This is a genomic window from Microbacterium meiriae, assembly GCF_032364335.1.
Classification (GTDB): Bacteria; Actinomycetota; Actinomycetes; order Actinomycetales; family Microbacteriaceae; genus Microbacterium; species Microbacterium meiriae.
Genome location: NZ_CP133984.1, coordinates 1,521,676 through 1,548,369 on the forward strand (window position 1 = coordinate 1,521,676; position 26,694 = coordinate 1,548,369).

General features: G+C 69.6%; 27 protein-coding genes. 19 read left to right on the plus strand and 8 right to left on the minus strand.

Annotated features, from left to right (window positions below; translation table 11 throughout):
• Positions 1-18: 18 nt before the first annotated feature.
• Positions 19-1,329: an iron uptake transporter deferrochelatase/peroxidase subunit gene (efeB, locus tag RI211_RS07185; protein WP_315714769.1), complete on the plus strand. Its 1,311-nt coding sequence runs from the start codon at positions 19-21 to the stop codon at positions 1,327-1,329.
• Between the two features lie 7 nt (positions 1,330-1,336).
• On the opposite strand, the gene RI211_RS07190 is transcribed toward efeB, so the two are convergent.
• Both RI211_RS07190 and RI211_RS07195 read right to left on the minus strand, forming a co-directional pair.
• Positions 1,337-2,233: a serine hydrolase domain-containing protein gene (locus RI211_RS07190; RefSeq protein WP_315637016.1), complete on the minus strand. Its 897-nt coding sequence runs from the start codon at positions 2,231-2,233 to the stop codon at positions 1,337-1,339.
• Positions 2,230-3,360: an acyltransferase family protein gene (locus RI211_RS07195; protein ID WP_315637015.1), complete on the minus strand. Its 1,131-nt coding sequence runs from the start codon at positions 3,358-3,360 to the stop codon at positions 2,230-2,232. Before RI211_RS07195 ends, RI211_RS07190 begins: the two co-directional genes overlap by 4 nt.
• A gap of 111 nt (positions 3,361-3,471) precedes the next feature.
• Between RI211_RS07195 and RI211_RS07200 the strand changes: the two genes are divergently transcribed.
• Both RI211_RS07200 and RI211_RS07205 read left to right on the plus strand, forming a co-directional pair.
• On the plus strand, positions 3,472-4,698 hold the full coding sequence (locus RI211_RS07200) for an LLM class flavin-dependent oxidoreductase (protein ID WP_280566044.1): 1,227 nt from the start codon (positions 3,472-3,474) through the stop codon (positions 4,696-4,698).
• A gap of 1 nt (position 4,699) precedes the next feature.
• Complete coding sequence (locus tag RI211_RS07205) at positions 4,700-5,344, plus strand: FMN reductase (RefSeq protein WP_315637014.1); 645 nt, start codon at positions 4,700-4,702, stop codon at positions 5,342-5,344.
• 107 nt (positions 5,345-5,451) lie between these two features.
• On the opposite strand, the gene RI211_RS07210 is transcribed toward RI211_RS07205, so the two are convergent.
• Positions 5,452-5,631 carry a DUF5302 domain-containing protein gene (locus RI211_RS07210; RefSeq protein ID WP_136052140.1) on the minus strand — a complete coding sequence of 60 codons (180 nt, stop codon included), beginning with the start codon at positions 5,629-5,631 and terminating at the stop codon, positions 5,452-5,454.
• Between the two features lie 39 nt (positions 5,632-5,670).
• A complete protein-coding gene (locus RI211_RS07215) occupies positions 5,671-6,255 on the minus strand; it encodes a DedA family protein (RefSeq protein ID WP_259953995.1) in 585 nt (194 codons plus the stop codon).
• 139 nt (positions 6,256-6,394) lie between these two features.
• Here RI211_RS07215 and RI211_RS07220 point away from each other — a divergent pair, with 139 nt between their 5' ends.
• Positions 6,395-8,335 (plus strand): GDSL-type esterase/lipase family protein, encoded by a 1,941-nt coding sequence (locus RI211_RS07220; RefSeq protein WP_315637013.1) that lies wholly within the window; start codon positions 6,395-6,397, stop codon positions 8,333-8,335.
• Positions 8,336-8,348: 13 nt separating this feature from the next.
• Here the strand turns inward: RI211_RS07220 and RI211_RS07225 are convergent, their stop codons facing one another.
• Positions 8,349-9,659, minus strand: a complete 1,311-nt coding sequence (locus RI211_RS07225; RefSeq protein ID WP_315637012.1) for a UDP-glucose dehydrogenase family protein — start codon at positions 9,657-9,659, stop codon at positions 8,349-8,351.
• Positions 9,660-10,018: 359 nt separating this feature from the next.
• Between RI211_RS07225 and RI211_RS07230 the strand changes: the two genes are divergently transcribed.
• The 5 genes from RI211_RS07230 to RI211_RS07250 all read left to right on the plus strand — a co-directional run bounded on the left by RI211_RS07230 (position 10,019) and on the right by RI211_RS07250 (position 15,444).
• Positions 10,019-12,295: a polyribonucleotide nucleotidyltransferase gene (locus RI211_RS07230; protein WP_259953993.1), complete on the plus strand. Its 2,277-nt coding sequence runs from the start codon at positions 10,019-10,021 to the stop codon at positions 12,293-12,295.
• Positions 12,296-12,508: 213 nt separating this feature from the next.
• Positions 12,509-13,537, plus strand: coding sequence for an aldo/keto reductase (locus RI211_RS07235; RefSeq protein ID WP_187664141.1), 1,029 nt, complete (start codon positions 12,509-12,511; stop codon positions 13,535-13,537).
• A gap of 73 nt (positions 13,538-13,610) precedes the next feature.
• The gene (locus RI211_RS07240) at positions 13,611-14,213 is read left to right on the plus strand and encodes a histidine phosphatase family protein (protein ID WP_187663877.1); all 603 of its coding nucleotides are present in this window, start codon (positions 13,611-13,613) and stop codon (positions 14,211-14,213) included.
• 56 nt (positions 14,214-14,269) lie between these two features.
• Positions 14,270-15,010 carry a 4-hydroxy-tetrahydrodipicolinate reductase gene (dapB, locus tag RI211_RS07245; RefSeq protein ID WP_187663878.1) on the plus strand — a complete coding sequence of 247 codons (741 nt, stop codon included), beginning with the start codon at positions 14,270-14,272 and terminating at the stop codon, positions 15,008-15,010.
• The gene (locus RI211_RS07250) at positions 15,010-15,444 is read left to right on the plus strand and encodes a tetratricopeptide repeat protein (RefSeq protein ID WP_187663879.1); all 435 of its coding nucleotides are present in this window, start codon (positions 15,010-15,012) and stop codon (positions 15,442-15,444) included. The genes dapB and RI211_RS07250 overlap by 1 nt, the downstream gene beginning before the upstream one ends.
• A gap of 12 nt (positions 15,445-15,456) precedes the next feature.
• On the opposite strand, the gene RI211_RS07255 is transcribed toward RI211_RS07250, so the two are convergent.
• The 3 genes from RI211_RS07255 to RI211_RS07265 all read right to left on the minus strand — a co-directional run bounded on the left by RI211_RS07255 (position 15,457) and on the right by RI211_RS07265 (position 16,985).
• On the minus strand, positions 15,457-15,882 hold the full coding sequence (locus RI211_RS07255) for an OsmC family protein (RefSeq protein WP_259953991.1): 426 nt from the start codon (positions 15,880-15,882) through the stop codon (positions 15,457-15,459).
• Positions 15,883-15,966: 84 nt separating this feature from the next.
• Positions 15,967-16,548: a DUF4395 family protein gene (locus RI211_RS07260; RefSeq protein WP_315637011.1), complete on the minus strand. Its 582-nt coding sequence runs from the start codon at positions 16,546-16,548 to the stop codon at positions 15,967-15,969.
• A 20-nt stretch (positions 16,549-16,568) separates the two neighbouring features.
• Positions 16,569-16,985 (minus strand): TlpA family protein disulfide reductase, encoded by a 417-nt coding sequence (locus RI211_RS07265; protein ID WP_187663882.1) that lies wholly within the window; start codon positions 16,983-16,985, stop codon positions 16,569-16,571.
• 113 nt (positions 16,986-17,098) lie between these two features.
• Between RI211_RS07265 and RI211_RS07270 the strand changes: the two genes are divergently transcribed.
• From RI211_RS07270 to RI211_RS07315, 10 genes are all read left to right on the plus strand, one after another.
• Positions 17,099-17,908, plus strand: coding sequence for a thymidylate synthase (locus RI211_RS07270; protein WP_187663883.1), 810 nt, complete (start codon positions 17,099-17,101; stop codon positions 17,906-17,908).
• A complete protein-coding gene (locus tag RI211_RS07275; protein ID WP_187663884.1) occupies positions 17,905-18,381 on the plus strand; it encodes a dihydrofolate reductase in 477 nt (158 codons plus the stop codon). The genes RI211_RS07270 and RI211_RS07275 overlap by 4 nt, the downstream gene beginning before the upstream one ends.
• A complete protein-coding gene (locus tag RI211_RS07280) occupies positions 18,381-19,142 on the plus strand; it encodes an SDR family NAD(P)-dependent oxidoreductase (RefSeq protein ID WP_187663885.1) in 762 nt (253 codons plus the stop codon). The genes RI211_RS07275 and RI211_RS07280 overlap by 1 nt, the downstream gene beginning before the upstream one ends.
• A gap of 52 nt (positions 19,143-19,194) precedes the next feature.
• Positions 19,195-20,172: a 4-hydroxy-tetrahydrodipicolinate synthase gene (dapA, locus tag RI211_RS07285; RefSeq protein WP_187663886.1), complete on the plus strand. Its 978-nt coding sequence runs from the start codon at positions 19,195-19,197 to the stop codon at positions 20,170-20,172.
• Positions 20,173-20,225: 53 nt separating this feature from the next.
• Positions 20,226-21,902: a ribonuclease J gene (locus RI211_RS07290; RefSeq protein ID WP_259953985.1), complete on the plus strand. Its 1,677-nt coding sequence runs from the start codon at positions 20,226-20,228 to the stop codon at positions 21,900-21,902.
• Positions 21,903-21,991: 89 nt separating this feature from the next.
• Positions 21,992-24,703, plus strand: a complete 2,712-nt coding sequence (locus RI211_RS07295; protein WP_315637009.1) for an FtsK/SpoIIIE family DNA translocase — start codon at positions 21,992-21,994, stop codon at positions 24,701-24,703.
• Complete coding sequence (gene pgsA, locus RI211_RS07300; RefSeq protein WP_268776433.1) at positions 24,703-25,278, plus strand: CDP-diacylglycerol--glycerol-3-phosphate 3-phosphatidyltransferase; 576 nt, start codon at positions 24,703-24,705, stop codon at positions 25,276-25,278. The genes RI211_RS07295 and pgsA overlap by 1 nt, the downstream gene beginning before the upstream one ends.
• Positions 25,275-25,763, plus strand: coding sequence for a CinA family protein (locus tag RI211_RS07305; protein ID WP_315637008.1), 489 nt, complete (start codon positions 25,275-25,277; stop codon positions 25,761-25,763). Before pgsA ends, RI211_RS07305 begins: the two co-directional genes overlap by 4 nt.
• A gap of 141 nt (positions 25,764-25,904) precedes the next feature.
• The gene (locus tag RI211_RS07310) at positions 25,905-26,213 is read left to right on the plus strand and encodes a helix-turn-helix domain-containing protein (protein WP_025103227.1); all 309 of its coding nucleotides are present in this window, start codon (positions 25,905-25,907) and stop codon (positions 26,211-26,213) included.
• An 18-nt stretch (positions 26,214-26,231) separates the two neighbouring features.
• Positions 26,232-26,456 (plus strand): DUF3046 domain-containing protein, encoded by a 225-nt coding sequence (locus RI211_RS07315; protein WP_187663891.1) that lies wholly within the window; start codon positions 26,232-26,234, stop codon positions 26,454-26,456.
• Positions 26,457-26,694: the final 238 nt, after the last annotated feature.

Below are 26,694 nucleotides of genomic sequence, written 5' to 3' on the forward strand. Positions count from 1 at the left end.
GACGGTGCACGGGCAGGCATGGACGTGAACGAGTCGGAACCGGAGGCCCACGAGGCATCAGCGGGGGTGCCTACTGCGCCCTCCGGCGGCGGTCTCAGCCGCCGCGGGCTGCTCGGGCTGGCCGTCGGCGGCGGGGTCGCGGGCCTGGCCGTCGGCCTCGGGGCCGGGACGGCCGGCGGCGTGGCGCTCGGACGCGCACGAGCCGCGGAGGAGGCCGAGTCGCGGTACGAGTTCTTCGGCGCGCACCAGGCGGGCATCACGACGCCCGTGCAGGACCACCTGCACTTCGCGAGCTTCGACATGATGCCCCGCACCGACCGGGACGACCTCATCTCCCTGTTGCAGGACTGGTCGTACGCCGCGGCGCGGATGACGCAGGGCCTGGAGGTGAGTGCGAGCGGCGCGGTGAACGGTCCCGCCGAAGCGCCCCCGGATGACACGGGGGAGGCGCTGGGGCTCCCCGCCGCGGGTCTGACCCTCACGTTCGGGTTCGGTCCTGGACTGTTCGAGAACGATGACGGCGATCGCTACGGTCTCGCCGCTCAGCGGCCACCCGGTCTCGAGCGGCTTCCGGCCTTCCTCGGGGACGACCTCGATCCCGAGGCGTCGCACGGCGACCTGTGCATCCAGGCCTGTGCCGACGACCCCCAGGTCGCGGTTCACGCGATCCGCAACCTCAGCCGCATCGCGTTCGGGCGGGCGCGCCTGCGCTGGTCGCAGCTCGGATTCGGTAAGACCTCTCGTACCACGGCCGGCCAGGCGACGCCGCGCAACCTCTTCGGCTTCAAGGACGGCACGGCCAACATCCTCGCCGACGACGCCACGGCGCTCGCGGACCACGTCTGGGTCTCGACCGACGACGAGCCGTCCTGGATGGCCGGCGGTTCGTACCTCGTCGCGCGGAAGATCGCCATGCTCATCGAGACCTGGGACCGGGTGCGGCTGGCCGAGCAGGACACGATCATCGGACGGGACAAAGGTGTGGGGGCGCCGCTCTCCGGCGGTGACGAGTTCACGGCCCCGGACTTCCGCGGCACGAAGATCGATGCGAACAGTCACGTCCGGCTCGCCCACCCGGAGCAGAACGACGGCATCCGCATCCTGCGCCGCGGGTACAACTACGTCGACGGCAACAACGCCCTCGGGCGACTCGACGCCGGGCTGTTCTTCCTGTCCTACCAGCGTGATCCCGCCCAGTTCATCAGCCTGCAGCGCCGACTGTCGACCGACCGTCTCAACGAGTACATCCGTCACGTGGGCTCAGGCATCTGGGCCATCCCGCCGGGAGCGCGACCGGGCTCGTACATCGGCGCGGAGTTGTTCGCCTGAGCTGGGTTCAGCCGGCGGCGACCTCTTCGAGGACGTCGACGGCGGCGGCGGCGAACGTATCCGCTCCGGCGTGATCGTGAGCGGTCACCGTCACCACCGCGTCGCCGAGGAACAGCAGCAGCTGGCCGTGGGCCCCGTGCAGCCGCCACGCCCGCCCCGGACCCTGCCACCCCGCGAGCGCATAACGGTCGTAGCCGGGGTTGGATCCCGCGACGACGCCGTCCTCGTGCATGGCGTCGATCCACTCCGGAGCGACCAGTCGACGCCCCTGCCAGGAGCCGCGATCGCGGATGAGCAGTCCCAGGCGCGCGACCTCCTCGGTGCGGAGCGGCAGGCCACCACCCGCCTCGATGCGGCCGTTCGGGCATCGCGACCACGTCACGTCCTCGATGCCGAGAGGGGTGAAGAGGCGAGCCGAGAGGTAGTCCCCGACGTCGCCGACGCGGGTCGCGAGGGCCGTCATGGCCGTGTAGGTGCTCGCATTGGAGTACTGGAACACGCGGCCGCGCGAGGGCCGTCGCAGGAACTCGTGGGCGAGATCCGGCCAGTCCGTCATCAGCGTCTCGGACCACGGCAGGTCGATGCCGCTCGACATCGACAGCAGGTGACGCAGGGTGACCTGAGCGACGCCGTCGCCGAGTTCGTGGTCCGGCAGGAGCGTGGCGACGGTGTCGTCCAGGCGGATCAGTCCGTCGTCGGCGGCGAGGGCCGTGGCCAGCACGCAGACGCCCTTCGCGATCGAGTGCACGTCCTCCCGGACGTCGGGCGCCCAGCGGTGACCTGCGGTGTCCTCGCCGATGCGCACGTGGAGCCCGTGCGCGGCGAAACCCTGGGAGTCGGCGATGGCGACGAGCCGGTCCCTGACGTCCGTCGCGGCGGCCGCGACCCGGTGCCCCGGCGTCATCGCGGACGCCGGGATCCGGTCGGATCGTTGCGGCGGCCTTCCCGCGACGCGAGCTCGGGATCGGCGAACAGCCACCGCGGCCGCGGCTCCACGAGCGGACGGAACACCCGCCGCACGGGCGTGGTCGCGAGCAGCAGTGCGAGGACCACCGAGAGCGCCGTGACCGCAGGGAGCCAGAACCAGGTCGGCTCGAGGTCGCGCAGCACGCCGCTCTCGCGGAACGGGTAGAGCACGAAGGAGTGGAGGAGGTAGACGTACATCGTGTACTGGCCGAAGGTGGTCCACCAGTAGGACCCGCGGGGGATGAGGACGAAGAACGCGGCGCAGAGGACGACGGCGAGGAGCAGGAGCGCGAAACGGATGCCGCCGGCCCACCACTGGTCCCCGACGAGGTCGGAGTAGGAGGCCTCGTAGAACAGCCAATGCCGCAGATCGGTGGCCTGCCAGACGGGGAGCCAGTTCCACGCAGCCCACCCGGCGGTGCCGAGGACGGCGACGGCGGTGATCCGGACCCACCACGGTCGGAAGTCGAGGAGGTGCAGGCGGTCGACGATGTTCCGCTCCCTGAGCCACCAGCCGAGGGCGAAGAAGGGCAGCAGGCCCAGGGTGCGCGAGAGCGAGAAGGTGCTGTCGACGTTCGGGAGATACCCCGCGCCGACGGAGATGACCACCGTCCACAGCAACGGCCAGCGCAGCAGGGCGAGGTAGGGGAGGACGAGGCGGAAGATCCCGAGGGCGAGCAGGAACCAGAGCGTCCAGCTGGGCTGCGTCGGGTTCGGGGTGGTCTCTCCCTCCACGAGCCACTTGGTGAGCGTCCAGAGCGCCTCGAAGATGACGTAGGGGAGGATGATGTCGGTGATGACGCGGGCCATCTGCGTCCGGGTGGGGGAGCCCGACTTGGAGAAGTAGCCCGAGATGATGGCGAACGCCGGCATGTGGAACGCGTAGAGCGCCAGGTAGAGGGCGAAGGCGATGTCCGAGTCGTAGATGAGGCGCTGGATCGCGTGCCCCAGGACCACGAGGACGATGCAGGCGTACCGCGCGTTGTCCCAGAAGGGCACGCGTCGGCGTTTGCGGTCGACCGGCCATGTGCTGGACCCCGTCGTCCCGACTCCGGTGGTGCTCATTCTCCGAGGCTACCGGCCGGGAATAAAGTTGCCCTGCACGCGTTGACCCAATTACATTCAAATGAATAGAACCGGATGTCGAGCATCCGATTCGGAGAACACGGAGCAATCATGAGCGAGCAGTCAGGCGCGCAGGCGATGCAGTTCGGCATCATGTCGGTCAGCGACATCACCCGCGACCCCACCACGGGAGTCACCCCCAGCGAGCAGGAGCGGATCAAGGCGACGCTGGCCATCGCGACGCATGCCGAGGAGGTCGGACTCGACGTCTTCGCGATCGGCGAGCACCACAACCCGCCGTTCTGGTCGTCCAGTCCCACCACGTTCCTCGCCGCGCTCGCCGCACAGACCGAGCGGCTCATTGTCTCGACCTCGACGACGCTGATCACGACGAACGACCCGGTGCGCATCGCGGAGGAGTACGCGATGCTGCAGCACGTCTCGGACGGCCGCATGGACCTCATGCTCGGTCGTGGCAACACCGGTCCGGTGTACCCCTGGTTCGGCCAGGACATCCGCCAGGGGCTTCCGCTGGCGATCGAGAACTACGCGCTCCTGCACAAGCTGTGGCGCGAGGACGTCGTGGACTGGGAGGGCAAGTTCCGCACCCCGCTGCAGGGCTTCACCTCGACCCCGCGTCCCCTCGACGGCATCGCGCCGTTCGTGTGGCACGGCTCCATCCGCACACCGGAGATCGCCGAGCAGGCCGCCTACTACGGTGACGGGTTCTTCGCGAACAACATCTTCTGGCCGAAGGAGCACTACCAGCGCCTCATCGAGCTGTACCGTCAGCGCTTCGAGCACTACGGTCACGGCACGCGGGAGCAGGCGATCGTCGGTCTCGGCGGCCAGGTGTTCATGGCGGCGAAGTCGCAGGACGCGGTGAACCAGTTCCGCCCGTACTTCGACAACGCCCCGGTCTACGGTCACGGTCCCAGCATGGAGGACTTCACCGAGATGACCCCGCTCACCGTGGGATCGCCGCAGCAGGTGATCGACCGCTATGCGGCGATGCGGGAGCACTACGGCGACTACCAGCGTCAGCTGTTCCTCATCGACCACGCCGGCCTGCCTCTGAAGACGGTGCTCGAGCAGCTGGACATCCTCGGTTCCGAGGTCGTGCCGGTGCTCCGCAAGGAGCTGGCGAAGGACCGCCCGTCCACGGTGCCCGACGCGCCGACCCACGCCGCGCGCGTGCAGGCGACCTACGGAAACGGACCGACCCGGCAGGCGCGTCCCGGCGCGAACCGCGGCGACAACCTTACCGGGGACTCGCCCTACCAGGACACGCCGGCTCCCGCGGGAGCCGCGTTCGGACTCGGCCGGAAGGAGGCCTGACATGACCACGCGTCGCATCGCCGTCGTCTCGGCGGGTCTCTCCAACCCGTCGTCCACCCGGATGCTCGCCGACCGACTGGCAGCGGAGACCGTGAAGGCGCTCGCGGAGCGCGACATCGAGGCCACGGTCGACGTGATCGAGCTACGCGACCACGCGCATGACATCACGAACAACATGCTGGCCGGCTTCGCGCCGCCTGCACTCGAGACGGCGATCAACACCGTCGTCTCGGCCGACGCGCTGATCGCGGTGACGCCGATCTTCTCCACGAGCTACTCCGGGTTGTTCAAGTCGTTCATCGATGTGCTCGACCCGGACGCGCTCACGGGGAAGCCCGTGCTGATCGGGGCGAACGCGGGGACACCGCGGCACTCGCTCGCGATCGACTACGCGATCCGTCCGCTGTTCGCCTACCTGCACGCCGAGGCCGTCTCCACAGGGGTCTTCGCGGCGTCGAGCGACTGGGGCGGCGCCGGAGACGATGTCGCACCGTTGGCGAAGCGCGTCGAGAAGGGGGCGAGGGAACTCGCCGAGGCGGTCGCGCGCCGGGAGGCTGCCACCGTCGTCGACCCTTTCGATCCCGCGACCTACCTGGGTGAGGGGCGCTCGTTCGGCCACATGCTCGGCGGTCTCGCCGGAGAATGACAGGGAGCCTCTCGAGAGCGACATGCCCCGTGCCTTTCGGCGCGGGGCATGTCCGTGTCTGCGGAGAGGGATGCGGGAGCCGTGGACCGGCTCCCGCATCCGCACGGTCAACCGCTCTTGCGTCGGAACTCGCGCCGCGTCTGTGGGGCGTTGGCGGCGTGCACGGCGGAATCGCCGTCGAGGTGGGCCTCGCCCTGCCGGTGGTGCGCGTTCTTCTTCTCGAGCGCTTCCTTGAACTTGCGCTTCATGTCCTCCGAGGAGGAGCCGGCGCCTTCTTCGGTGCTCATGCTCCCGAGCCTAGGGCACGGCAGGAGCAGCGGCGAGTGTCACCGCTCCCGCCCTCGCGTGAGCCGGTCGACCCCGAGCCCGATACCGACGGCCAGGGCGACCGACACCGGGACCGCGACGAGGGGGCCGCCGGGCAGCACCGCGGCGACGAGCGCGCCGATGGCGGCCTGGTATGCCGCCCATCCGGTCGCGGCGAGCGTCACGAGAGCCAGATAGCGGGGCGGGTGGATCCGGGAGGCGCCCGCCACGAGGTTCACGGCAAGCCGGGCGAACGGGACGAAACGAGCGGTGAACAGCACCGTGGCCGTGCCGCGGTCCAGCCGGTCGCGTGCCCAGCCGAGGGCCTGCCGCATGCGGCGGCCTCTCATCCAGCCCCAGCGCTCGGTGCCGACGACGCACCCGATCAGATAGCAGCAGGTGTCACCGAGCGCTGCTGCCGCCGCCGCGCAGAGCACCACCGCCCAGAGCGCGGGCGTTCCGGTCGTCATCGCGACCGCGCCGAGGGCTGTCACGGCGATCTCCCCGGGGACGACGACGAAGAACGCGTCCCCGAGCACGAGCAGGCTCATCGCGGCCAGGCTCCAGGGACCGGCGAGGACGTCAGCGAGCAGGTCTGTCGACACCCCGCCACCCTGCCCTGAGACGGTGAACGGGAACCAACGCGCGGATAGCCGGTGACCCGTGATCCAGCATCCGGTGAACATCCGGTGCTCGGCGCCGGTTTCTCGCAGCGGGGGCGAGGTGCACCGTCATCCTGAGGGGGTGAGAGTCGCGATCGTCACCGAGTCCTTCCTTCCGCACATGAACGGCGTGACCGGATCCGTGATGCAGATCCTCCGCCATCTGGAGCGCCGAGGGCACGAGGCCTGTGTGCTCGCTCCCGCCGCCACGGGCATCCCGGAGCGGTTGCACGGTGCCCCCGTCACGGCGATCCGCAGCGTGCCGCTTCCCGGATACCGGGATGTCCGCGTCGGCGCGGCGACGACCCGTCGGATCGGAACGGAGCTCGGCCGCTTCCGCCCCGATGTCGTCCACCTCGCGTCGCCGTTCGCCCTCGGGTGGCGCGGGCTGCTCGCCGCAGAACGCGGCGGCATCGGGACGGTCGCGGCCTACCAGACCGATGTGGCCGCATACACGGAGAGGTATCGCGTCGCCGCGACGACCGGTATGGCTCACGCCCACATCGCACGGCTCCACCGGCGAGCGACCCTCACGCTCGCGCCGTCCACCGAATCCGCGCAGCAGCTGGGTCACCTCGGCGTCGACCGACTCCGATCTTGGGGGAGAGGGGTGGACGCGGAGCGCTTCCACCCCTCCCGGCGCAGCGACGCGCTCCGAGCGGAATGGGGAGCGGAGATCGTCATCGGCTACGTCGGACGCCTCGCCGCCGAGAAGCAGGTGGAGGATCTCGCCGCGCTGCACGGCATCCCCGGCGCCCGTCTGGTCATCGTCGGCGACGGGCCACGGCGGGACCGGCTGCAGGAACAGCTTCCCGACGCTCTGTTCCTCGGGAGGCTCGACGGGGATGCGCTCGCCACCGCGCTGGCCTCCTTCGACGTGTTCGTGCATCCGGGAGAGAGCGAGACGTTCGGCCAGACGCTGCAGGAGGCCCACGCGAGCGGGGTGCCCGTGGTCGCCACCGGTCGCGGAGGGCCGCTCGATCTGGTGAGGGCCGGCGTGGACGGCTGGCTCTACCGCCCCGGGGACCTCGCCGACCTCCGCCGACGCGTGACCGCTCTCGCCGGGGACGAGCAGACCCGCCGAGCGTTCGGGCACGCGGGCTGGAGCGCTGTGCAGGGACGAAGCTGGGAACACCTCGGGGATCAGCTCCTGGGGCACTTCGAGGAGGCGCGGGCGCTGCACGCCGTGGACAGCCGTCTGCGCGCTCGCCGCCTCTTCCGACCGGAACCGGCCGCGCCCGCCCCGTCGCGACGGTGGCGGCGAGTGGTCGCGCTCGGTGACTCCTTGACCGAGGGACTGTGCGACCCCGGGCCGGACGGTGCACTCCGCGGGTGGGCGGACCGGCTCGCCCTGCTCCTCGCCGCGCGGGGCGGCCTCCACTACGCCAACCTCGCGGTCCGCTCGAAGCGCGTGGCCGACGTGTGCGGCCCGCAACTGGAGCGCGCACTGGAGCTCCGACCCGATCTGGTCACCGTGCTGGTGGGCGCCAACGATCTCGTGAAGCACCGTGCCGCCGTGCCGGCGCTCGCCGCGAGTCTGGAGGCCGCCGTGCGGCGAGTGCGCGCGACCGGCGCCGACGTGGTCCTGGTCACCCCGTTCCTCCCGGACCGACGCGCGGCGGCGCTGTACACCCGGCGCTTCTCCGCCTTCGCCACGGCCCTCGCGGGGATCGCGGCGCGGACCGGTGCGATCCTCATCGACACGGATCTGCATCCGGTGCTGGCGGAGCGGCAGCACTGGGGTGAGGACCTGGTGCACCTCAGCAGTCGCGGACACCGCTTCCTCGCCTATCGGGTCGCCGAGGTGCTCGGGGTGCCGCACGCGGACGCGCTCGGACTGCTGGATGCGGCCCTGCACGAGAACGAGCCGATCGGCCGCGCGGCCTGGTGGCGGCGGCACGCGCTGCCGTGGGTGTGGCGGCGACTCCACGGCCGTGCCGCGGGAGACGGCCGTCGGGCGAAGCACGACGACTACGTCTACGTCGGACGCTCCTCCGTCGAGCGTGACGCCAGCGTGGTCTGAGGGACGGCAGCCCTCAGCGTCGCCCCATCCCGCGGTACGTCCAGCCGGCGGCTCGCCAGGCGGCGGCGTCCAGACAGTTCCGTCCGTCGATCACGATCCGGCCCCGCACGAGCCCGCCGGCGTGCTGCGGACTGAGCTCGCGGCGGTACTCGTCCCACTCCGTGACGACGACGACGGCGTCCGCGTCCCGCAGGGCCTCATCCCTGGACGACGTGTATCCGAGCTGCGGATGCCGCGCACGGGCGTTCTCGATCGCCGCCGGGTCCGTCACCACGACATCCGCGCCGAGTCCGCGCAGCCGCACGGCCACCTCCAGCGCGGGAGAATCGCGGACGTCGTCGCTGAAGGGTTTGAAGGCCGCGCCGAGCACGGCGATCCTCCGCCCGAAGACCAGGCCGTCCAGGGCATCGACGACCAGACGCACGGCGCGATCACGCCGGCGGAGATTGATGGCGTCCACCTCGTGCAGGAAGGCGACGGCCTCGCCGCGGCCGAGCTCCTCGGCGCGGGCGGCGAACGCGCGGATGTCCTTCGGGAGGCAGCCGCCTCCGAACCCGATCCCGGAGCCGAGATAGCGGCGGCCGATGCGTGAGTCGTGGCCGAGGGCTTCGGCGAGGAGGGTGACGTCGGCACCGGCCGCTTCGGCGACCTCAGCCATGGCGTTGATGAAGGAGATCTTCGTCGCGAGGAAAGCGTTGGCGGCACCCTTGACGAGCTCCGCGGTGGCGAGGTCCGTGACCAGGAACGGGGAGCCCGCATCGATCGCCGCGGCGTATACGCGGCGGAGCAGGTCGACGGCGGCGGCACCATCCGGGGTGTCATCGGCCCCCACCACCAGGCGGTCGGGGGTGAGCGTGTCGTGGACGGCCCAGCCTTCCCGGAGGAACTCGGGGTTCCAGGCGAGCGTCGCCCCGGTCTGTGCGATCCGACGGGCGAGGCGCGCGGCCGTGCCCACGGGGACCGTCGACTTCCCGGCCACCACCGCGCCCGGCCGCAGGTGGGGGAGCAGCCCGTCGATCGCCGCGTCGATGTAGCGGAGGTCGGCCGCGGGACCGGAGGCGGACTGCGGCGTGCCGACGGCGAGGAAGTGCACATCCGCCCCGGAAGCGGCCGCCGCATCCGAGGCGAAGCGCAACCGCCCGGATCGCAGCCCCGCGTCGAGGAGCTCGTCGAGGCCCGGCTCGAAGAAGGGCGCGGCGCCTGCGGCGAGGTCGGCCACCTTGCGCTCGTCCACATCGACGCCCACGACGTCGTGACCGAGCGAGGCCATCGCCGCAGCGTGCACCGCTCCCAGATACCCGCAACCGATCACCGACATCCGCATGCGTCCAGCACAGCCGACCCGTCCCTCGCCCCGGCGGACGCGCGGTGAACGTCGGGTGACGGTGCGGTGTCGTGACCGAACCGCGTGAGGAACCCTCGGGACTGAGGGCGCACGCTGGTAGTGTGGTCGAGGGTGACCCCGGTCATCCGACAATTTCATATCGACTCATGGAGCGATCGGCGGAGAAGCTGGTCCCCTGTGGTGGGTTCCTCGGCACACGTCGGGTGGCTTTCTACTGGTGGCCAGCGCAGGCGAGATTCGCGGGAGTGCCCGCGCGCCCGAACCCTTCCGTTCCGCTCCTTTGAACATGCTCGCGCGTCACACGGATTCGCGAGTCTAAACAAAGAAGGAGAGACCTCTTGGAAGGTCCTGAAATCACCGCCACCGAGGCCGTTCTCGACAACGGCCGCTTCGGCACCCGCACCATCCGCTTCGAGACCGGCCGCCTCGCGCAGCAGGCTCAGGGCGCCGTCGCCGCCTACCTGGACGGCGAGACCATGCTGCTCTCGGCCACGAGCGCGGGCAAGCACCCGCGTGAGGGCTTCGACTTCTTCCCGCTGACGGTCGACGTCGAGGAGCGCTCCTACGCCGCCGGCAAGATCCCCGGCTCGTTCTTCCGTCGTGAGGGTCGCCCCTCGACCGAGGCGATCCTGGTCTGCCGTCTGATCGACCGTCCGCTGCGTCCGTCGTTCGTCGACGGTCTGCGCAACGAGGTCCAGATCGTCATCACGGTCCTCTCGATCGCCCCGGGCGAGTTCTACGACGCCCTCGCGATCAACGCCGCCTCCGCGTCGACGCAGATCTCGGGTCTGCCGTTCTCGGGCCCCGTCGCCGGTGTGCGCCTCGCGTTCATCCCCGGTCACGGCCAGCACGAGGACCAGTGGGTCGCGTTCCCGACCGCCGAGCAGGTCTCCGAGGCCGTGTTCGACCTGATCGTCGCCGGTCGCGTGGTCACCAAGGCCGACGGCTCCGAAGACGTCGCGATCATGATGGTCGAGGCCGAGGCGACCGAGGGCAGCTGGAACCTGATCAAGGCCGGCGCCACCAAGCCCGACGAGACCATCGTGGCCCAGGGCCTCGAGGCCTCGAAGCCCTTCATCGCCCAGCTCGTCAAGGCGCAGGCCGAGCTCGCCGCCACCGCGTCGAAGGAGCCGGGCGTCTACCCGGTCTTCCCCGCGTACAGCGACGAGGTCTATGACTTCGTGTCCGAGCGTGCCTTCGCCGAGCTGAGCGACGTGTACCAGATCGCGGACAAGAGCGAGCGTCAGAATGCCGACGACGCGATCAAGGATCGCGTCAAGGCCGAGCTCATCGAGGCCACCGAGGCGGGCTCGCTCCCGGCTGCGGCACCGCTGGAGTTCTCCGCGGCGTACAAGTCCGTCACGAAGAAGATCGTCCGCGGTCGCATCCTCACCGAGGGCACCCGCATCGACGGCCGCGGCCTGGCGGACATCCGTCCGCTCGACGCCGAGGTGCAGGTCATCCCGCGCGTGCACGGCTCCGCGATCTTCCAGCGCGGCGAGACCCAGATCCTGGGCGTCACCACGCTGAACATGCTCAAGATGGAGCAGCAGATCGACTCGCTGTCGCCCACGACGAGCAAGCGCTACATGCACCACTACAACTTCCCGCCCTACTCGACCGGTGAGACCGGCCGCGTGGGTTCGCCGAAGCGTCGCGAGATCGGGCACGGCTTCCTCGCCGAGCGCGCGCTCGTGCCGGTGCTGCCGAGCCGCGAGGAGTTCCCGTACGCGATCCGTCAGGTGTCCGAGGCGCTCAGCTCCAACGGCTCCACGTCGATGGGTTCGGTGTGCGCCTCGACCCTGTCGCTGCTGAACGCGGGTGTGCCGCTGCGCGCTCCCGTCGCCGGCATCGCGATGGGTCTGGTCTCCGACGAGGTGAACGGCGAGACCCGTTACGCGGCGCTGACCGACATCCTGGGTGCCGAGGACGCGCTGGGTGACATGGACTTCAAGGTCGCCGGTACCAGCGAGTTCGTCACCGCCATCCAGCTCGACACGAAGCTCGACGGCATCCCGTCGTCGGTGCTCGCGGGCGCGCTGACCCAGGCCAAGGATGCTCGTCTGACCATCCTCAACGTCCTCAACGCCGCGATCGACGCGCCTGACGAGATGGCGCCCACCGCGCCGCGCGTCATCAGCGTCCAGATCCCGGTCGACAAGATCGGTGAGCTGATCGGCCCGAAGGGCAAGACGATCAACGCGATCCAGGACGAGACCGGTGCGCAGATCTCCATCGAGGAGGACGGCACCGTCTACATCGGCGCGACCGACGGCCCCTCGGCCGAGGCCGCCCGCGCCCAGGTCAACGCGATCGCCAACCCGACCAACCCGGAGGTCGGCGAGCAGTTCCTCGGCACCGTCGTGAAGATCGCCACCTTCGGCGCCTTCATCTCGCTGCTGCCGGGCAAGGACGGCCTGCTGCACGTCACCGAGGTGCGCAAGCTCGCCGGTGGCAAGCGTGTGGAGAACGTCGAGGACGTGCTCTCCGTCGGCCAGAAGATCCTCGTCAAGATCACGAAGATCGACGACCGCGGCAAGCTGTCGCTCGAGCCCGTGCTCGACGACGCACCCGCCGCGGACGAGGCTCCGGCCGAGGACGCCGCCGCCGAGTAGGACACGGTCGGAACGGAACCCGGGTCCCTCCGTCGGGAGGGGCCCGGGTTCCGTCGTCTGATCCGTGATCGAAACGTTATGGGAAGTTTGCGCGCCGTTCCCCGGATTGGCCGGGACGCTCGCGCACGTCGCATACCCTCGAAGTACGCACCGGGGGGTGCCGGAGAAGCAGTGATGTCGATCGGTCCAGCCGATCGCAGCGGGGGTGAGAGTATGCGGTTGTTCGGCGTAGGCGCAGGTCCCGACGCGGAACGCGTCGCGCTCGAGCACGAGGATCATCCCTCCGCCCCGATCCCCATCGTCGGCCCCGGTGTGGGGGAGTCCATCCGCACCGCCATCGGCGAGACCGGATACGAGACGTTCCCGTTGATGCTCGGCGCCGCGGAGTTCGGCTGGAACGTCGATCTCGAGACGAGCCACGGCATCCTCGATCGCTACGTGGAGTTCGGCGGCAACGCCATCCATACGGCGGACGGATTCTCCGGCGGTCGGAGCGAGCACATCCTCGGGCAGTGGCTGCGGTCGCGCGACCAACGGGAGCGCGTCGTCCTCAGCGTCCGCATCGGAGCGCATGCCGACAACCCCGGTCTGGGGTCGGTCAACCTCGTCCGCGCCGTCGAGGGGTCGCTCACCCGGCTCGGCGTCGAGCGCATCGACGTGCTGTACCTGGACGCCACGCTGGATGCGACCACCAACCTCGAAGACACGCTGGCCACGGTCGAGTGGCTCGTCGAGGCCGGGAAGATCGGCGCGCTCGGCGCGTACGGCTTCACCCCGGAGCGGCTGGTGGAGGCCCGCATCCTCGCGTCCGCAGGGTACCCGCGGATCACTGTGATCGACACGCCCTACAACCTCGTGCGGCGGCAGCCGTTCGAAGGCGATCTGCGGCTCGTGGCCGGCGCGCAGAACCTCGCGGTCACGCCGTCCCATGCGCTGGAGCACGGGTTCCTGTCCGGGCGCCACCGCACCAAGGCGCTCGCGTCACGAGGCGTCCGCGGAGAGCAGTTGCGAGGGAATCTCAACCGCCGCGGTACGAAGGTGCTGCGCGCGCTGGATCAGGTGGCCGCCGAACTGGCAGTGCCGGTGGCCGCTGTGTCCATCGCCTGGCTGCTCGCGCAGCGCACGGTCGCCGCGCCGATCGTGAACACATTCGCGACCGACCATGTCGACGAGCTCATGCAGGGCGCCGGTGTGACGCTGTCCCGGGCGCAGGTGGCCGACCTCACCCGCGCGGGCGCCTGAGCTTCCGCTGCCCGTGACATAGGGTGGAAGAGGAAGACCGGCGGATGCTGGCGATGAGGCGAGCGAGCGAGTTGTGACGCACTACATATATCTGGTCAGACACGGTGAACATCAGGATGCCGAGCACGGTCTCGCCGACGGACCCCTTTCGCCGCGCGGCCAGCGGCAGGCGGAGCTGATCGCGGATCGGCTGTCCGGGCTCCCGCTCGACGCCGTGTGGCATTCGCCGCTGCTCCGCGCGGCCGAGACGGCGCGATCGATCGCCGGTCGCCTCCCGTCCGTGGACCCCGCGCCGTCCGCTCTGCTGTTCGACTGCGTCCCCACGGGGATGACAGAGGAGACCCCGGCGGTGTTCGAACCCTTCTTCGGCTCGGTGACCGAAGCCGAGATCGAGGCCGGTCGCGCCCAGATGTCCGACGCCGTCAACGAGTTCCTCGTGCGGAAGACCGGAGACGTGCACGAGGTGCTCATCACACACAACTTCGTGATCTCGTGGTTCGTGCGCGAGGTGCTCGCCGCACCCGACTGGCGGTGGATGACGCTGAACCAGTCGCACTGCGGACTGACGGTGATCGCCCAGAAGCAGGGTCGGCCGTGGACCCTGCTCACGCACAACGACACCGGCCACCTCCCGATGGAGTTGCGGACGGGGATTCCCGACGCGCTGTTGGTGTGATCACCGTATCCGCGCGCCGCGGCCTCCGCTCGACGCCCGGAAAATAGACTGGACGCATGACCACGAAGGTAGCCCTCGTCGGCGGGACCGGAAAGCTCGGAACGATCATCGGCGCGGTGATCGGCGAGCTGGAAGGCTTCGAGGTGAGCCGGGTGCTGACCTCGGCGAGTGACCTCTCGGAGCTCGCGGGAGCGGACCTCGTGATCGACGCGTCCACTCCGCAGATCAGCATCGATGTGGTCCGCACCGCCGTCGAGCACGGCCTCAACATCCTCGTCGCCACCTCCGGCTGGTCGGCCGAGCGGATCGCGCTCGTGCGGCCGCTGGTCGAGGCCGCTGACACCGGAGCGGTCTTCATCCCCAACTTCTCCCTCGGCTCCGTGCTCGGTTCGGCCCTCGCCGCGGCCGCCGCGCCCTACTTCGGCTCCGCGGAGATCGTCGAGGCGCATCGGGAGACCAAGGTCGACTCCCCGAGCGGTACCGCCGTCCGCACGGCGGAGTTGATCGCCGCCGCGAGGGCGTCCCAAGGCCCCGTCAGCGCCCCGCATGCGGATCAGCGCGCGCGGGGGCAGCAGGTCGGCAGCGTGCCCATCCACTCCCTCCGGCGGCCCGGGGTGATCGCGAAGCAGGAGGTGATCCTGTCCGGGCCGGGGGAGTCGCTCACGTTCACGCATGACACCACCGACCCGGCGCTGGCCTACGCGCCGGGGATCCGGCTGGCCGTGCCGTATGCGGCCACCGCGTCCGGAGTCGTGGTCGGTCTGGAGAACATGCTCGACATCGGCATCCGCTCGTGATGTCGCGGATCGGGGTCGCACTGATGGCGGCGGCCCTCCTGCTGTACCTCGCGGTCGCGGGCTGGCTCGCGGTCATGTTCCTGGCCGTCGGGACGCCGGTCTCCATCGGGATGGGCGTCACCCTCCTCGTGCTCGCCCCCGTCGGCGGATGGGCCCTGGTTCGCGAGATGCTCTTCGGTTTCGGAGCGGATCGTCTGGGGCGTCTGCTCGACGCCGAAGGCGGAATGCCGCCGGTCGAGACCGAGCTCACGCCCAGTGGCCGCATCGCCAGGAAGGACGCGGACGCGCTCGTCGCGCGCTACACGGCGGAAGCGGAGGCGGCACCCACGGACTGGCGTGCGCGCTACCGGCTCGGCGTCGTGCAGGATGCCGCGGGGCGCAGGAAGGACGCCAGGGCGAGCATCCGGCAGGCGATCAGCCTGTCCCGCGCCTGACGTCCACGGAGCTCAGGCGAGCGTCGCCTCGAGGGTGATCTCGATGCCTGCGAGAGCCTGGGACACCGGGCACCCGGTCTTGGCGCCCTCGGCGATCTCCTGGAACTTCTCCGGAGTCAGACCCGGAACCGTGGCGTTGACGTTGAGGTGGCTGCCGGTGATGCCGACGCCTGGCTTGAAAGTGACCGAGGCGCTGGTGTCGACGCGCTCCGGCGGGGTGCCGTTCTCGGCGAGGGCGTGCGAGAGCGCCATGCTGAAGCAGGAGGCGTGGGCCGCGGCGATGAGCTCTTCCGGCGTCGTGGTGGTGTCGCTGCCCTCGCTGCGGGACTTCCAGTCGATCGGGAACGTCCCCAGATGCGAGGAGGAGAAGGCGACCGTGCCGGAACCCTCCATGAGCGATCCGGTCCAGGTGGCGGCGGCTTCACTGGTGACGGGCATGGTTCCTCCGGTTCTGACGCCACCGGGGGAGCGGCGTCGCTTGGTCGCCAGCCTACCGAGCGACCCGGCCGTCGGAAACCGGGATCACGCGGTGCGGCGCGTTCTCCCGGTCAGCCCGACGCGCTGCAGCAGGAGGTAGAGCTGGCAGCCGAGACAGAATGCGAACACGGCGTTGAGGAAAGCGGCGAGGAACGCTGCGGCGGTGGCGATCGGAAGGGCCCACGGCACGCCGGCGAGGTGGAGCAGGAGGCCGAGCCCCACCACGACGAGGCCCACGCCTTGGGCGAACCGCGGGGGGCGGGGATCCTCCAGTTCGACGGGCGGCGCCAGGCGCGGACGGACGAGGCGGCGGTAGAGCACGCCCCACGGTGCGGTGGCCGGCGAGACCACTCCCCAGAGGAACAGCAGCGCGATCAGCGTCGCAAGGAGGAAGCCCGGGTCGAGCACGCGCGCGACGGGCTCTACTGAGGGCAGTGCCCACGCGCCTCCCGGTACGAAGACGGAGCCGCTCTGCGGCTGGACGGCGAACCAGCCGGCGCGCTCTGCGCCGGCGGGAGTCGTGGAGGTGCCGATGAGTGCGAGGAACGTCGCAACGGCGAGGAGGAATGCGGTGATCGCGGCGGCGAAACGGGGGCCTCGCGGGTCGATCCCAGCGGGTGTCGTCATCGGGTTCTCCAGACTGCGCTTCAGACGAGGGTGGCGACGGCTGTGGCCAGGGCATCCCGGGCGGGCACGCCCCCGAATCGGGCTCGGACGACACCCGAGGCGTCGACGAGGAACGTGGTGGGGGTCTGCAACACCCGGTACCGGGCGGAGAGGTCGGGTCGGTGCGTGAGGTCGACCTCGATGTGTGCGAGCCCTGTCGTCTCGGCAGCGTACGCGCCGAGCAGCCGGCGCACCTGCGGACACCGGGTGCACATCTCGGTGCTGAACTGCACGAGGGTCGCGCTCGCGCCGAAGGCTGCGCCCGCCGCATCCGCCGGCTCGAACCTCAGGTCGCCGCCGTTGCGTCGACGACCCTCACGCCGACGAAGCGCGAGACCGACGAGGGTGGCGAGTGCGAGAAGCGCGGCCACGGCGGCGAGGGCGAGTGCGGGGGACACACGTCGAGCGTACGGCCGGAGGACCAGGGGTGCCGCGATGTGTCCATCCGTGACGAGAACATCGCGCCGATGACACCGCCTTCGGGGCGACCGAGGCGGGTATCCTGACAACCATGAGCGCCGCTGTCCCGACTCCGTACGAAGACCTGCTCCGCGACGTGCTCGAAACGGGCACGCACAAGAGCGATCGCACAGGGACCGGGACCACGAGCGTGTTCGGGCGGCAGATCCGCTTCGATCTCGCGGAGGGCTTCCCGCTCATCACCACGAAGCGCGTCCACTTCAAGTCCATCGCGTATGAGCTGCTCTGGTTCCTGCGCGGCGATTCCAATGTCCGCTGGCTGCAGGAGAACGGCGTCTCGATCTGGGACGAGTGGGCGGACGAGGACGGCGACCTCGGCCCCGTGTACGGCGTCCAGTGGCGATCCTGGCCGACTCCCGACGGCGGCAGCATCGATCAGCTGGCCGAGGTCATCGAGCAGATCCGGACGTCGCCGGACTCGCGGCGCCTTCTCGTGTCCGCCTGGAACCCCGCGGACATCCCGGACATGGCCCTCGCACCGTGCCACGCGCTGTTCCAGTTCTACGTCGCCGACGGCAAGCTCTCCTGTCAGCTCTACCAGCGCAGCGCGGACATGTTCCTCGGCGTGCCCTTCAACATCGCCTCCTACGCGTTGCTGACGATGATGATCGCGCAGCAGGTGGGGCTGGAGCCGGGCGACTTCGTCTGGACCGGCGGGGACTGCCACGTCTACGACAACCACGTCGAGCAGGTGCGTGAGCAGCTCACGCGAGAGGCCTACCCGTACCCGACGCTGCGGTTCGCGCGGAAGCCGGACTCGATCTTCGACTACCGGTTCGAGGACTTCGTCGTCGAGGACTACCAGCACCATGCACCGATCCGGGCGGCGGTGGCGGTATGACCTGGGTGGGACTCATCTGGGCCGAGGCCGCCGGAGGCGTCATCGGTGCTGAGGGCGGTATGCCCTGGTATGTGCCGGAGGACCTGGCGCACTTCAAGGAGACCACGCAGGGCGCACCTGTCGTCATGGGACGGAAGACCTGGGATTCGCTGCCGGAACGGTTCCGGCCGCTCCCCGGGCGCGACAACATCGTCGTGACCCGCCAGCAGGACTGGGCGGCCGACGGCGCCCGCCGTGCGGCCACGGTGTCCGAGGCCGTCCGCGGCCAGGAGAAGGTGTGGATCATCGGCGGGGCGGAGATCTTCCGTCAGGTGATCGCCGACGCTGACCGGCTCGAGGTCACCGAGCTCGACCTCGAGGTCGCCGGCGACACGTTCGCTCCGCCCAAGACCGGGTGGCGCGTGGTCGACGAGGGGGACTGGCTGACGTCCCGTACCGGCGTCCGGTATCGCTTCGTGAGGTACGAGCGCTGATGCCCACCGCACTGATCACCGGAGCCAGCGCCGGGCTGGGAGCCGAGTTCGCCCGTCAGCTGGCTCGTCGGCGCGCCGATCTCGTGCTCGTGGCCCGCTCGGAGGAGTCGCTGTCGGCTCTTGCGACGGAGCTGCGCGGCGAGTGGGGAGTGGCCGTCGAGGTGCTTCCGGCCGACCTGTCCGAGGAGGACGGCGTCGAACGCGTCGCGGCACGGCTCCGCGACCGGGACGACCCGATCGACCTGCTCGTGAACAACGCCGGCTTCGGGCTGCCGCTGCAGTTCGCCGACAATGACATCGAGGACGAGGTGCGGCATCTGCGCCTGCACGTCGAGGCCTCCATGCGCCTCATGCACGCGGCCCTGCAGACCATGCGGGGGCGGGGCGGCCGGATCATCAACGTCGCCTCGGTCGCAGGTTTCATCTCTCGATCGACGTACTCCGCGTGCAAGGCCTGGCTCATCGACTTCAGCCGCTGGGCGAACACGGCCTACGGTCCGGACGGCGTGAGCGTCACCGCGCTCTGCCCCGGCTTCACGCACACGTCGTTCCACGAGCGGATGGGTCTCGCGGTCGGCGAGGAGGGCGTGCCGTCGTTCCTGTGGCTCGATGCCCGAGACGTCGTGCGCGAAGGCCTCCGGGACGCCGCGCGCGGGAAGTCCGTGTCCATCCCCTCGCTGCGTTACAAGGCCGTCGTCGCCGTGACGAAGGTGCTGCCCCGATCCCTCACCGCGGCGGTCGCGCGTCGGGGTCGGGTCTGACGGTTCCCGTCACCGTCCGCGGCAGCGGCATCCGACCCGATACGCTGGACGCATGACGCACTCGGGCAACCCTTTCGGACAGGTTCTCGTCGCGCTCGTCACTCCGATGACGGCCGACGGCGAAGTCGACTGGCCCGCCGTCGAGAAGCACATCGATGACGTGATCACCGCAGGCGCGGACGGCATCGTCGTGACGGGAACGACCGGCGAGACCTCGACCCTGACGGACCCCGAGAAGCTCAAGCTCGTCGAGGTCGGGAAGTCCGTCTCCGCCGGCCGGGCGAAGATCATCACGGGCGGCGGATCGAACGAGACCGCGCACGCCATCGAGCTGTACAAGGCCAGCGAGAAGGCCGGCGCCGACGGCATCATGATCGTCACGCCGTACTACAACAAGCCGACGCAGGCCGGCATCCTCACCCACTTCCGGCTCGTCGCCGACGCGACCGATCTGCCGGTCATCCTGTACGACATCCCCGGGCGCACCGGTGTGCCGATCAAGTACGAGACGATCCTCCGGCTCGCCAAGCACCCGAACATCCTCGCGGTGAAGGACGCCAAGGGCGACTTCTCCGAGGTGAGCCGCGTGCTCAATCAGACCGACCTCATGTACTTCTCCGGTGATGACGCGAATGTGCTTCCGCACCTGTCGATCGGTGCGACCGGCCTCATCGGCGTGACCGCGAACGTGGCGTCCGCGCCCTACCGCACGATCATCGACGCCGTGAACCGCGGCGACCTCGCCACGGCGACTGCGGAGCACAAGCGCCTGGAGCCGCTTGTCCGCGCTGTCATGACGCACGTCCCCGGCACCGTCGCCGCGAAGTACATCCTGCATGGGCTGGGTCGCATCTCCAGCCCGCGCGTCCGCCTTCCCCTCGTCGGCCCGGAAGAGTGGGAGGCCGCCCTCATCGAGGACGAGCTCGACCTCGTCAGCGGCGTGCCGGGGGCGGACTTCTCGAACTTCCGGCCCGACCGCAACGCGGCCGCGGGCGGCGCCCTGCCGAAGGTGCACGGCACGACGCGCTGAGCCGCGTCCCCATGAACGAACGGACGCGTGGAGTGTCCGACTGAGGAGACAGCATGTCCATTCCCCTGGCCGAACCGTCCGCTCTCGACGAAGGAACGCTCCGGGTCATCCCGATCGGCGGTCTGGGGGAGATCGGTCGCAACATGACCATGTTCGAGTACGACGGGAAGATCCTGATCGTCGACTGCGGCGTGCTCTTCCCGGAGGAGCACCAGCCGGGGGTCGACCTGATCCTCCCGGACTTCGAGCCGATCCGTGATCGCCTCGATGACATCGTCGGCGTGGTGCTCACACACGGTCACGAGGACCACATCGGTGCCGTGCCCTACCTCCTGCGTCTGAAGAGCGACATCCCCCTGATCGGCTCCGGGCTCACGCTCGCGCTGGTCGAGGCGAAGCTCAAGGAGCACCGCATCAAGGCCTTCACCCTCACCGTGAAGGAGGGTCAGGAGGAGCGGGTCGGTCCGTTCGACCTGGAGTTCGTCGCGGTCAACCACTCCATCCCGGACGCCTTGGCGGTGGCCATCCGCACCCCTGCCGGCATGGTCCTCGCCACCGGCGACTTCAAGATGGACCAGCTGCCGCTGGACGGCCGGATCACCGACCTTCGCGCGTTCGCCCGCCTCGGGGAAGAGGGCGTCGACCTGTTCCTCGTCGACTCGACCAACGCCGACGTTCCCGGTTTCACCCCGACGGAACGCTCCATCGGCCCCGTGCTCGACCAGGTCATCGCGAAGGCGCCGCGTCGCGTCATCGTCGCGAGCTTCTCCAGCCACGTCCATCGCGTGCAGCAGGTGATCGATGCCGCACACGCCAACGGGCGCCGCGTCGCGTTCCTCGGACGCAGCATGGTGCGGAACATGACGATCGCCGAGCAGCTCGGCTATCTGAAGGTGCCGTCGGGCGTGCTGATCGACTTCAAGAAGGCACGCGACCTCCCGGACGAGCAGATCGTCTACATGTCGACAGGGTCGCAGGGCGAGCCGATGGCCGTGCTGAGCCGGATGGCGAACATGGACCACGCGATCGAGATCAGCGAGGGCGACACCGTCATTCTCGCCTCCAGCCTCATCCCGGGCAACGAGAACGCGGTCTACCGCGTCATCGACGGCTTGACCAAGCTCGGCGCCAACGTCGTGCACAAGGCGAACGCGAAGGTGCATGTCTCCGGACACGCCGCCGCGGGTGAGCTCATCTACTGCTACAACATCCTCAAGCCGAAGAACGTCCTGCCGGTCCACGGCGAGTACCGGCACCTCATCGCCAATGCCAAGCTGGCACAGGACACCGGGGTGCCGGAGGACAACACGATCATCGCCTCGAACGGCACCGTGATCGACCTCAAGGGCGGCATCGCGAAGGTCGCGGGCCAGCTCGACCTCGGCTTCGTCTACGTCGACGGCTCGACCGTCGGCGAGATCACCGATGCCGACCTCAAGGACCGCCGCATCCTCGGAGAAGAGGGCTTCATCTCGGTCATCGTCGTCGTGGACGCCACGACCGGACGCATCATCTCGGGTCCCGAGATCCACGCCCGAGGTGTGGCGGAGGACGACGCGGTCTTCGACGACGTCGCGCCGAAGATCGTCGCCGCGCTCAAGGAGGCGTCGGGCAACGGGGTGCGTGACACGCATGCGCTGTCCCAGGTCGTCCGCCGGACGATCGGTCGTTGGGTGAACCAGAAGCTGCGCCGCCGTCCGATGATCGTGCCTCTCGTCATCGAGGCCTGACCCTCCGATACGGCGTGCTGTCGCGCGCCGTATCGGCGAATTCCGCGTGGTGACGCGGAGATGTCGGTCGCGGGTCGTACCGTGGAGGCATGGCCAGGAGCAGCACCAAGACCGAGCGCGCCTCGACGAGCGCGCCGTCGCGCCCCAAGCGGCAGGCGGCTCCCAAGGCGCAGCCCGCCCCCAAGAAGTACATCGATGAGGCGGACAAGCCCTCTGTCGCCGCGCGCGCCTGGACCGGGCTCGCGCACGGCGTCGGCGGACTCTTCCGCGCATTCGGACCGGAGACGCTGCAGAAGGACGACCGGAGGGACGGATTCCCGTTGCTCCTGGTCATCCTGGCGGCCCTCGGTGCCGTCAACGAGTGGTTCTTCATCGGCAACGGGGTCGCGTCGAACATCAGTGCCTACTCCGTGGGCCTCTTCGTGGGCCGCGTGGCATTCATCATGCCCGTGCTTCTGCTGCTCTTGGCGGGGTGGCTGTTCCGGCACCCGTCGTCGGTGCACGACAACGGCCGCATCGGGATCGGCTTCGGCATGTTCGTCCTCGCCCTCGCGGGGATCTTCCACGTCGCCGGTCCCCGTCCCCACCCCAACCAGGGCATGCCCGCGCTGAGCGAGTCCGGCGGTCTGCTCGGCTGGCTTGTGGGGCAGCCGCTCACGTACCTCACCGACATCCCCGCCTACATCGTCCTCGGGCTCCTCGCCGCCCTCAGCATCCTGATCCTCACGAAGACACCGCCGAACCGCATCGGTGCGCGGCTCGGAGACCTCTACGCCTGGATGTTCGACGCCGAGCGCCCGGAGAAGCCGGCGAAGGACGCCTCGGCCACGGTCGACGAGGCCGACAAGGTCGACGACCCCGACGTGCTGCCCTGGTGGCGGCGCAACAAGACCGGCCGCGAGGAAGATCCTGACGAGGGCACGCTCGCCTCCGACGACATCACGGCGCTCCTGTCCACCACGGAGGCCACCCCGGCGTACGACCAGGCGGTGACGGTGGCGAACCCGTACGATGCCGCGACCGAGGTGCTGAGCGACGTCCGCTCCGTCACCGACACGCTCGCGGAGCAGCAGACGACCGCGCTGCTGGACGACGAGTCCGACACCGGCGAGATGCCGGAGCTCCCCGGGCTCGACGGGTTCGGCACCGAGGGACCCGGCGACCGCGGTCCGCAGGCGCCGGTGGCCCCGTACATCCTCCCGTCGCCGGGAGTGCTGTCCGAGGGTCCGCCCTCGGTCGCGCGGTCCGAGGCGAACGACCGCATCGTCGAGCAGATCACCAGCGTCCTGGACCAGTTCAAGGTCGATGCCAAGGTCACCGGCTTCTCCCGCGGCCCGACGGTCACGCAGTACGAGGTGGAGGTCGGCCACGGCGTCAAGGTCGAGAAGATCCTGCAGCTGAGCAACAACTTCGCCTATGCCGTCGCTTCCAACGACGTGCGCATCCTCTCACCGATCCCCGGCAAGAGTGCGATCGGCATCGAGATCCCGAACACCGACCGCGAGACGGTCGCCCTCGGCGACGTGCTGCGCTCGGGCGCAGCGCAGAAGAGCACGCACCCACTCACGATCGGCGTCGGCAAGGACGTGGGCGGCAACTTCGTCGTCGCCAACCTCGCGAAGATGCCGCATCTCCTGGTGGCGGGCTCGACGGGGTCCGGTAAGTCGAGCTTCGTGAACTCGATGATCACGAGCCTCCTCATGCGGGCCCGCCCCTCCGACGTGCGCATGGTCCTCATCGACCCGAAGCGCGTGGAGCTCACCAGCTACGCGGGTGTCCCGCACCTGATCACCCCCATCATCACGAACCCGAAGAAGGCCGCAGAGGCGCTGCAGTGGGTCGTGAAGGAGATGGACATGCGGTACGACGACCTCGCGTCGTTCGGCTTCCGCCACATCGACGACTTCAACCGCGCCGTGCGAGCGGGGGAGGTGGAGGTGCCCCCGGGCAGCGAGCGCGTGCTCAAGCCGTACCCGTACCTCCTCGTCGTGGTCGACGAGCTCGCGGACCTCATGATGGTCGCGCCGCGGGACGTCGAGGACTCGATCGTCCGCATCACGCAGCTCGCCCGTGCCTCCGGCATCCACCTGGTGCTCGCCACGCAGCGCCCGAGCGTCGACGTGGTCACCGGCCTCATCAAGGCGAACGTGCCGTCCCGCCTCGCGTTCGCGGTGACGAGCGTCACGGACAGCCGCGTGATCCTCGACAGCCCCGGCGCCGACAAGCTCATCGGCCAGGGTGATGCCCTGTTCTCGCCCATGGGATCGTCGAAGCCGTTCCGCCTGCAGGGCGCGTGGGTCGACGAGAAGGAGATCGACGCGGTCGTCAAGCACGTCACGCGTCAGGCGCGTCCCGAGTACCGCGCGGACGTCCAGGAGGCGATGGAGCCGGCGAAGAAGAAGGAGGTCGACGAGGACATCGGCGACGACCTCGAGCTCCTGCTCGCGGCGGCCGAGCTCATCGTCTCCTCGCAGTTCGGATCGACGTCCATGCTCCAGCGCAAACTGCGGGTCGGGTTCGCCAAGGCGGGACGCCTGATGGATCTCCTCGAGTCGCGAGAGGTCGTCGGCCCCTCGGAGGGATCGAAGGCCCGGGATGTGCTCGCGACCCCCGAGCAGCTGCCGCAGGTCATGGCGAAGCTCCGTGGCGAGGACGTGCCGTCGGCTCCCGCGGCACCGGCTGCGCCCGCCGCCGCGGCGCCACCGGCCGAACGCGATCCGCTGGAGGCGCAGTACGACGGCCTGCCGGTCGTCGAAGCAGAGGGCGACGAAGACGCCTGGGGCCTGACGGGACGCGACTGATGGCGATTCCCCGACAGCTCCCCAACGCGATCACCGTGGCGCGCATCCCGCTCGCCGTGGTGTTCTTCGTGCTCCTGCTCGTCGGCGGGACATACGGTCTCACCGACCTCACCGTGCGCTGGATCGCCGCCGTCCTCTTCATCGTGGCCATCTCCACCGACTGGGTCGACGGCTATCTCGCCCGCCGGTACGACATCGTCAGCGACTTCGGGAAGCTGTGGGACCCGATCGCGGACAAGCTCCTCACCGGCGCGGGATTCGTGGGACTCGCCATCCTGGGCGAGGTCTCCTGGTGGATCGTCGCGGTGATCCTCGTGCGCGAGTGGGGCATCACCATCCATCGCCTGGTCGTCGCGAGCGAGCACGTGGTGGCGGCCGCCTGGATGGGCAAGATCAAGACAGCGTTCCAGGGCGTCGCTCTCGGGTGGGCCCTCCTGCCGTTGCATGTGTTCATCGGTCTCGGGCCCTGGACCGTCGTGACCACCGTCCTGATGGTCATCGTTCTGGTGCTCACCGTGGTCAGCGGCATCGACTACATCGTCGCGCAGGTCCGCGGCGCCCGTCAGAGCCGATGAGCGGTACGACGCCGACCGAGGCGCTGACCGCTCTGCGGGGGCGGGGCTGGACGCTCGGCGTCGCGGAGTCCCTCACCGGCGGGGCGGTGTCTGCGGCGCTCGTCGCGGTCCCTGGCGCCTCGGCGGTGCTTCTCGGCGGCGTCGTCGCCTACGCGACCCCGGTCAAGCACACCCTGCTCGCGGTCGATGCCGAGCTTCTGGAACGATACGGGCCGGTGCACGCGGAGGTCGCGCGGCAGATGGCCGCCGGTGTGCGAGAGGCTGTCGCGGTCGACGGGCGTCCGGCCGACGTCGGAGTGTCCACCACCGGGATCGCGGGACCGGAGTCTCCGGACGGCCAGCCTGTGGGTACCGTCCACATCGGAGTGGTGACGCCGACCGTGAGCCGCACCGAACAGTTCCGCTTCGGAGGCGACCGCGACGCGGTGCGGGCGCAGACGGTCGCGGCCGTCCTCGACGTGATGGCCGCCGCACTGCGGGAATAGGGACGTGCAGCGTCATGTTGATAGGGATGTGCTCACATTCAAACCACAGAGTGCAAGGGTAGATTCTGTGCAAGCCAGGAGGACTAGACTGGCCGTCTCTTCGGGGGAGACCCCGATCCATGAACTGCGGAGGAGGTTCCGATGATTCTTGTACGACAGGAGATCGGCGACGTGCTGAGGGACTTCCGTCTGCAGAAGGGGCGGACGCTCCGCCAGGTCGCGAGCAAGGCTTCGGTCGCTCTCGGTTACCTCAGTGAGGTCGAGCGCGGTCAGAAGGAGGCCTCGAGCGAGATCCTCGCCTCGGTGGCGGAGGCGCTCGACGTCCCCATCTCCACGATCATGCGCGAGGTCGGGGACCGCATCTCGGTCCTCGAGGGTATCCAGGTCTTCCCGGACGTCGTTCCGGACGACCTGGTCGCGTCCGTGGAACCCGAGCTCTCGCTCCGCTGAGTCCCGGAGATCCCTTCTATGCGACGCAGTGAGTTCCTGCGCGCCGTCGATGCCGAGTTCCACGCCCGAGCATCTTCTCTGGTGAACGACCTCGTGCTGTCCGGGATGGACGGGCGCACCGCGCTTGAAGCGCTCGACGCCGGGGTGCCGCCGCGGGACATCTGGTTGGCGCTCTGCGCGGACATGGACGTCCCGGAGTCGCGCCGTCACGGCGTCGGGCGCCTGGAGCCGCGAGGGCGATGACGGTCACGTCCCGGTGTGCGGATGTCCGACACGCCGGTCCCGGCGTGGTGTCGAAAATCTGTTCGAAGCGGGCGTAGTCTTCTGCACAAGTGGTCAGACGGATCTGATCCCCACGATCCCCGGCTCCTGCGACCGAATGTCGGAGGCCCGCCGTACCGTGAGGGCCAGGCTGAAAAGCCATACGCCTTGTCGGAGAGTTCCTTCCAGCCGGAAGAGCCGCGACAGCCTACAGGCGGCA

What these genes read in the sequence shown, in the direction of transcription:
- efeB (WP_315714769.1), top strand. Translation starts at nt 19, where the DNA reads ATGGACGTGAACGAGTCGGAACCGGAGGCCCACGAGGCATCAGCGGGG.
- RI211_RS07190 (WP_315637016.1), bottom strand. Translation starts at nt 2,233, where the DNA reads ATGACGCCGGGGCACCGGGTCGCGGCCGCCGCGACGGACGTCAGGGAC.
- RI211_RS07195 (WP_315637015.1), bottom strand. Translation starts at nt 3,360, where the DNA reads ATGAGCACCACCGGAGTCGGGACGACGGGGTCCAGCACATGGCCGGTC.
- RI211_RS07200 (WP_280566044.1), top strand. Translation starts at nt 3,472, where the DNA reads ATGAGCGAGCAGTCAGGCGCGCAGGCGATGCAGTTCGGCATCATGTCG.
- RI211_RS07205 (WP_315637014.1), top strand. Translation starts at nt 4,700, where the DNA reads ATGACCACGCGTCGCATCGCCGTCGTCTCGGCGGGTCTCTCCAACCCG.
- RI211_RS07210 (WP_136052140.1), bottom strand. Translation starts at nt 5,631, where the DNA reads ATGAGCACCGAAGAAGGCGCCGGCTCCTCCTCGGAGGACATGAAGCGC.
- RI211_RS07225 (WP_315637012.1), bottom strand. Translation starts at nt 9,659, where the DNA reads ATGCGGATGTCGGTGATCGGTTGCGGGTATCTGGGAGCGGTGCACGCT.
- RI211_RS07235 (WP_187664141.1), top strand. Translation starts at nt 12,509, where the DNA reads ATGCGGTTGTTCGGCGTAGGCGCAGGTCCCGACGCGGAACGCGTCGCG.
- dapB (WP_187663878.1), top strand. Translation starts at nt 14,270, where the DNA reads ATGACCACGAAGGTAGCCCTCGTCGGCGGGACCGGAAAGCTCGGAACG.
- RI211_RS07250 (WP_187663879.1), top strand. Translation starts at nt 15,010, where the DNA reads ATGTCGCGGATCGGGGTCGCACTGATGGCGGCGGCCCTCCTGCTGTAC.
- RI211_RS07255 (WP_259953991.1), bottom strand. Translation starts at nt 15,882, where the DNA reads ATGCCCGTCACCAGTGAAGCCGCCGCCACCTGGACCGGATCGCTCATG.
- RI211_RS07260 (WP_315637011.1), bottom strand. Translation starts at nt 16,548, where the DNA reads ATGACGACACCCGCTGGGATCGACCCGCGAGGCCCCCGTTTCGCCGCC.
- RI211_RS07270 (WP_187663883.1), top strand. Translation starts at nt 17,099, where the DNA reads ATGAGCGCCGCTGTCCCGACTCCGTACGAAGACCTGCTCCGCGACGTG.
- RI211_RS07275 (WP_187663884.1), top strand. Translation starts at nt 17,905, where the DNA reads ATGACCTGGGTGGGACTCATCTGGGCCGAGGCCGCCGGAGGCGTCATC.
- RI211_RS07280 (WP_187663885.1), top strand. Translation starts at nt 18,381, where the DNA reads ATGCCCACCGCACTGATCACCGGAGCCAGCGCCGGGCTGGGAGCCGAG.
- dapA (WP_187663886.1), top strand. Translation starts at nt 19,195, where the DNA reads ATGACGCACTCGGGCAACCCTTTCGGACAGGTTCTCGTCGCGCTCGTC.
- RI211_RS07290 (WP_259953985.1), top strand. Translation starts at nt 20,226, where the DNA reads ATGTCCATTCCCCTGGCCGAACCGTCCGCTCTCGACGAAGGAACGCTC.
- RI211_RS07295 (WP_315637009.1), top strand. Translation starts at nt 21,992, where the DNA reads ATGGCCAGGAGCAGCACCAAGACCGAGCGCGCCTCGACGAGCGCGCCG.
- pgsA (WP_268776433.1), top strand. Translation starts at nt 24,703, where the DNA reads ATGGCGATTCCCCGACAGCTCCCCAACGCGATCACCGTGGCGCGCATC.
- RI211_RS07305 (WP_315637008.1), top strand. Translation starts at nt 25,275, where the DNA reads ATGAGCGGTACGACGCCGACCGAGGCGCTGACCGCTCTGCGGGGGCGG.
- RI211_RS07310 (WP_025103227.1), top strand. Translation starts at nt 25,905, where the DNA reads ATGATTCTTGTACGACAGGAGATCGGCGACGTGCTGAGGGACTTCCGT.
- RI211_RS07315 (WP_187663891.1), top strand. Translation starts at nt 26,232, where the DNA reads ATGCGACGCAGTGAGTTCCTGCGCGCCGTCGATGCCGAGTTCCACGCC.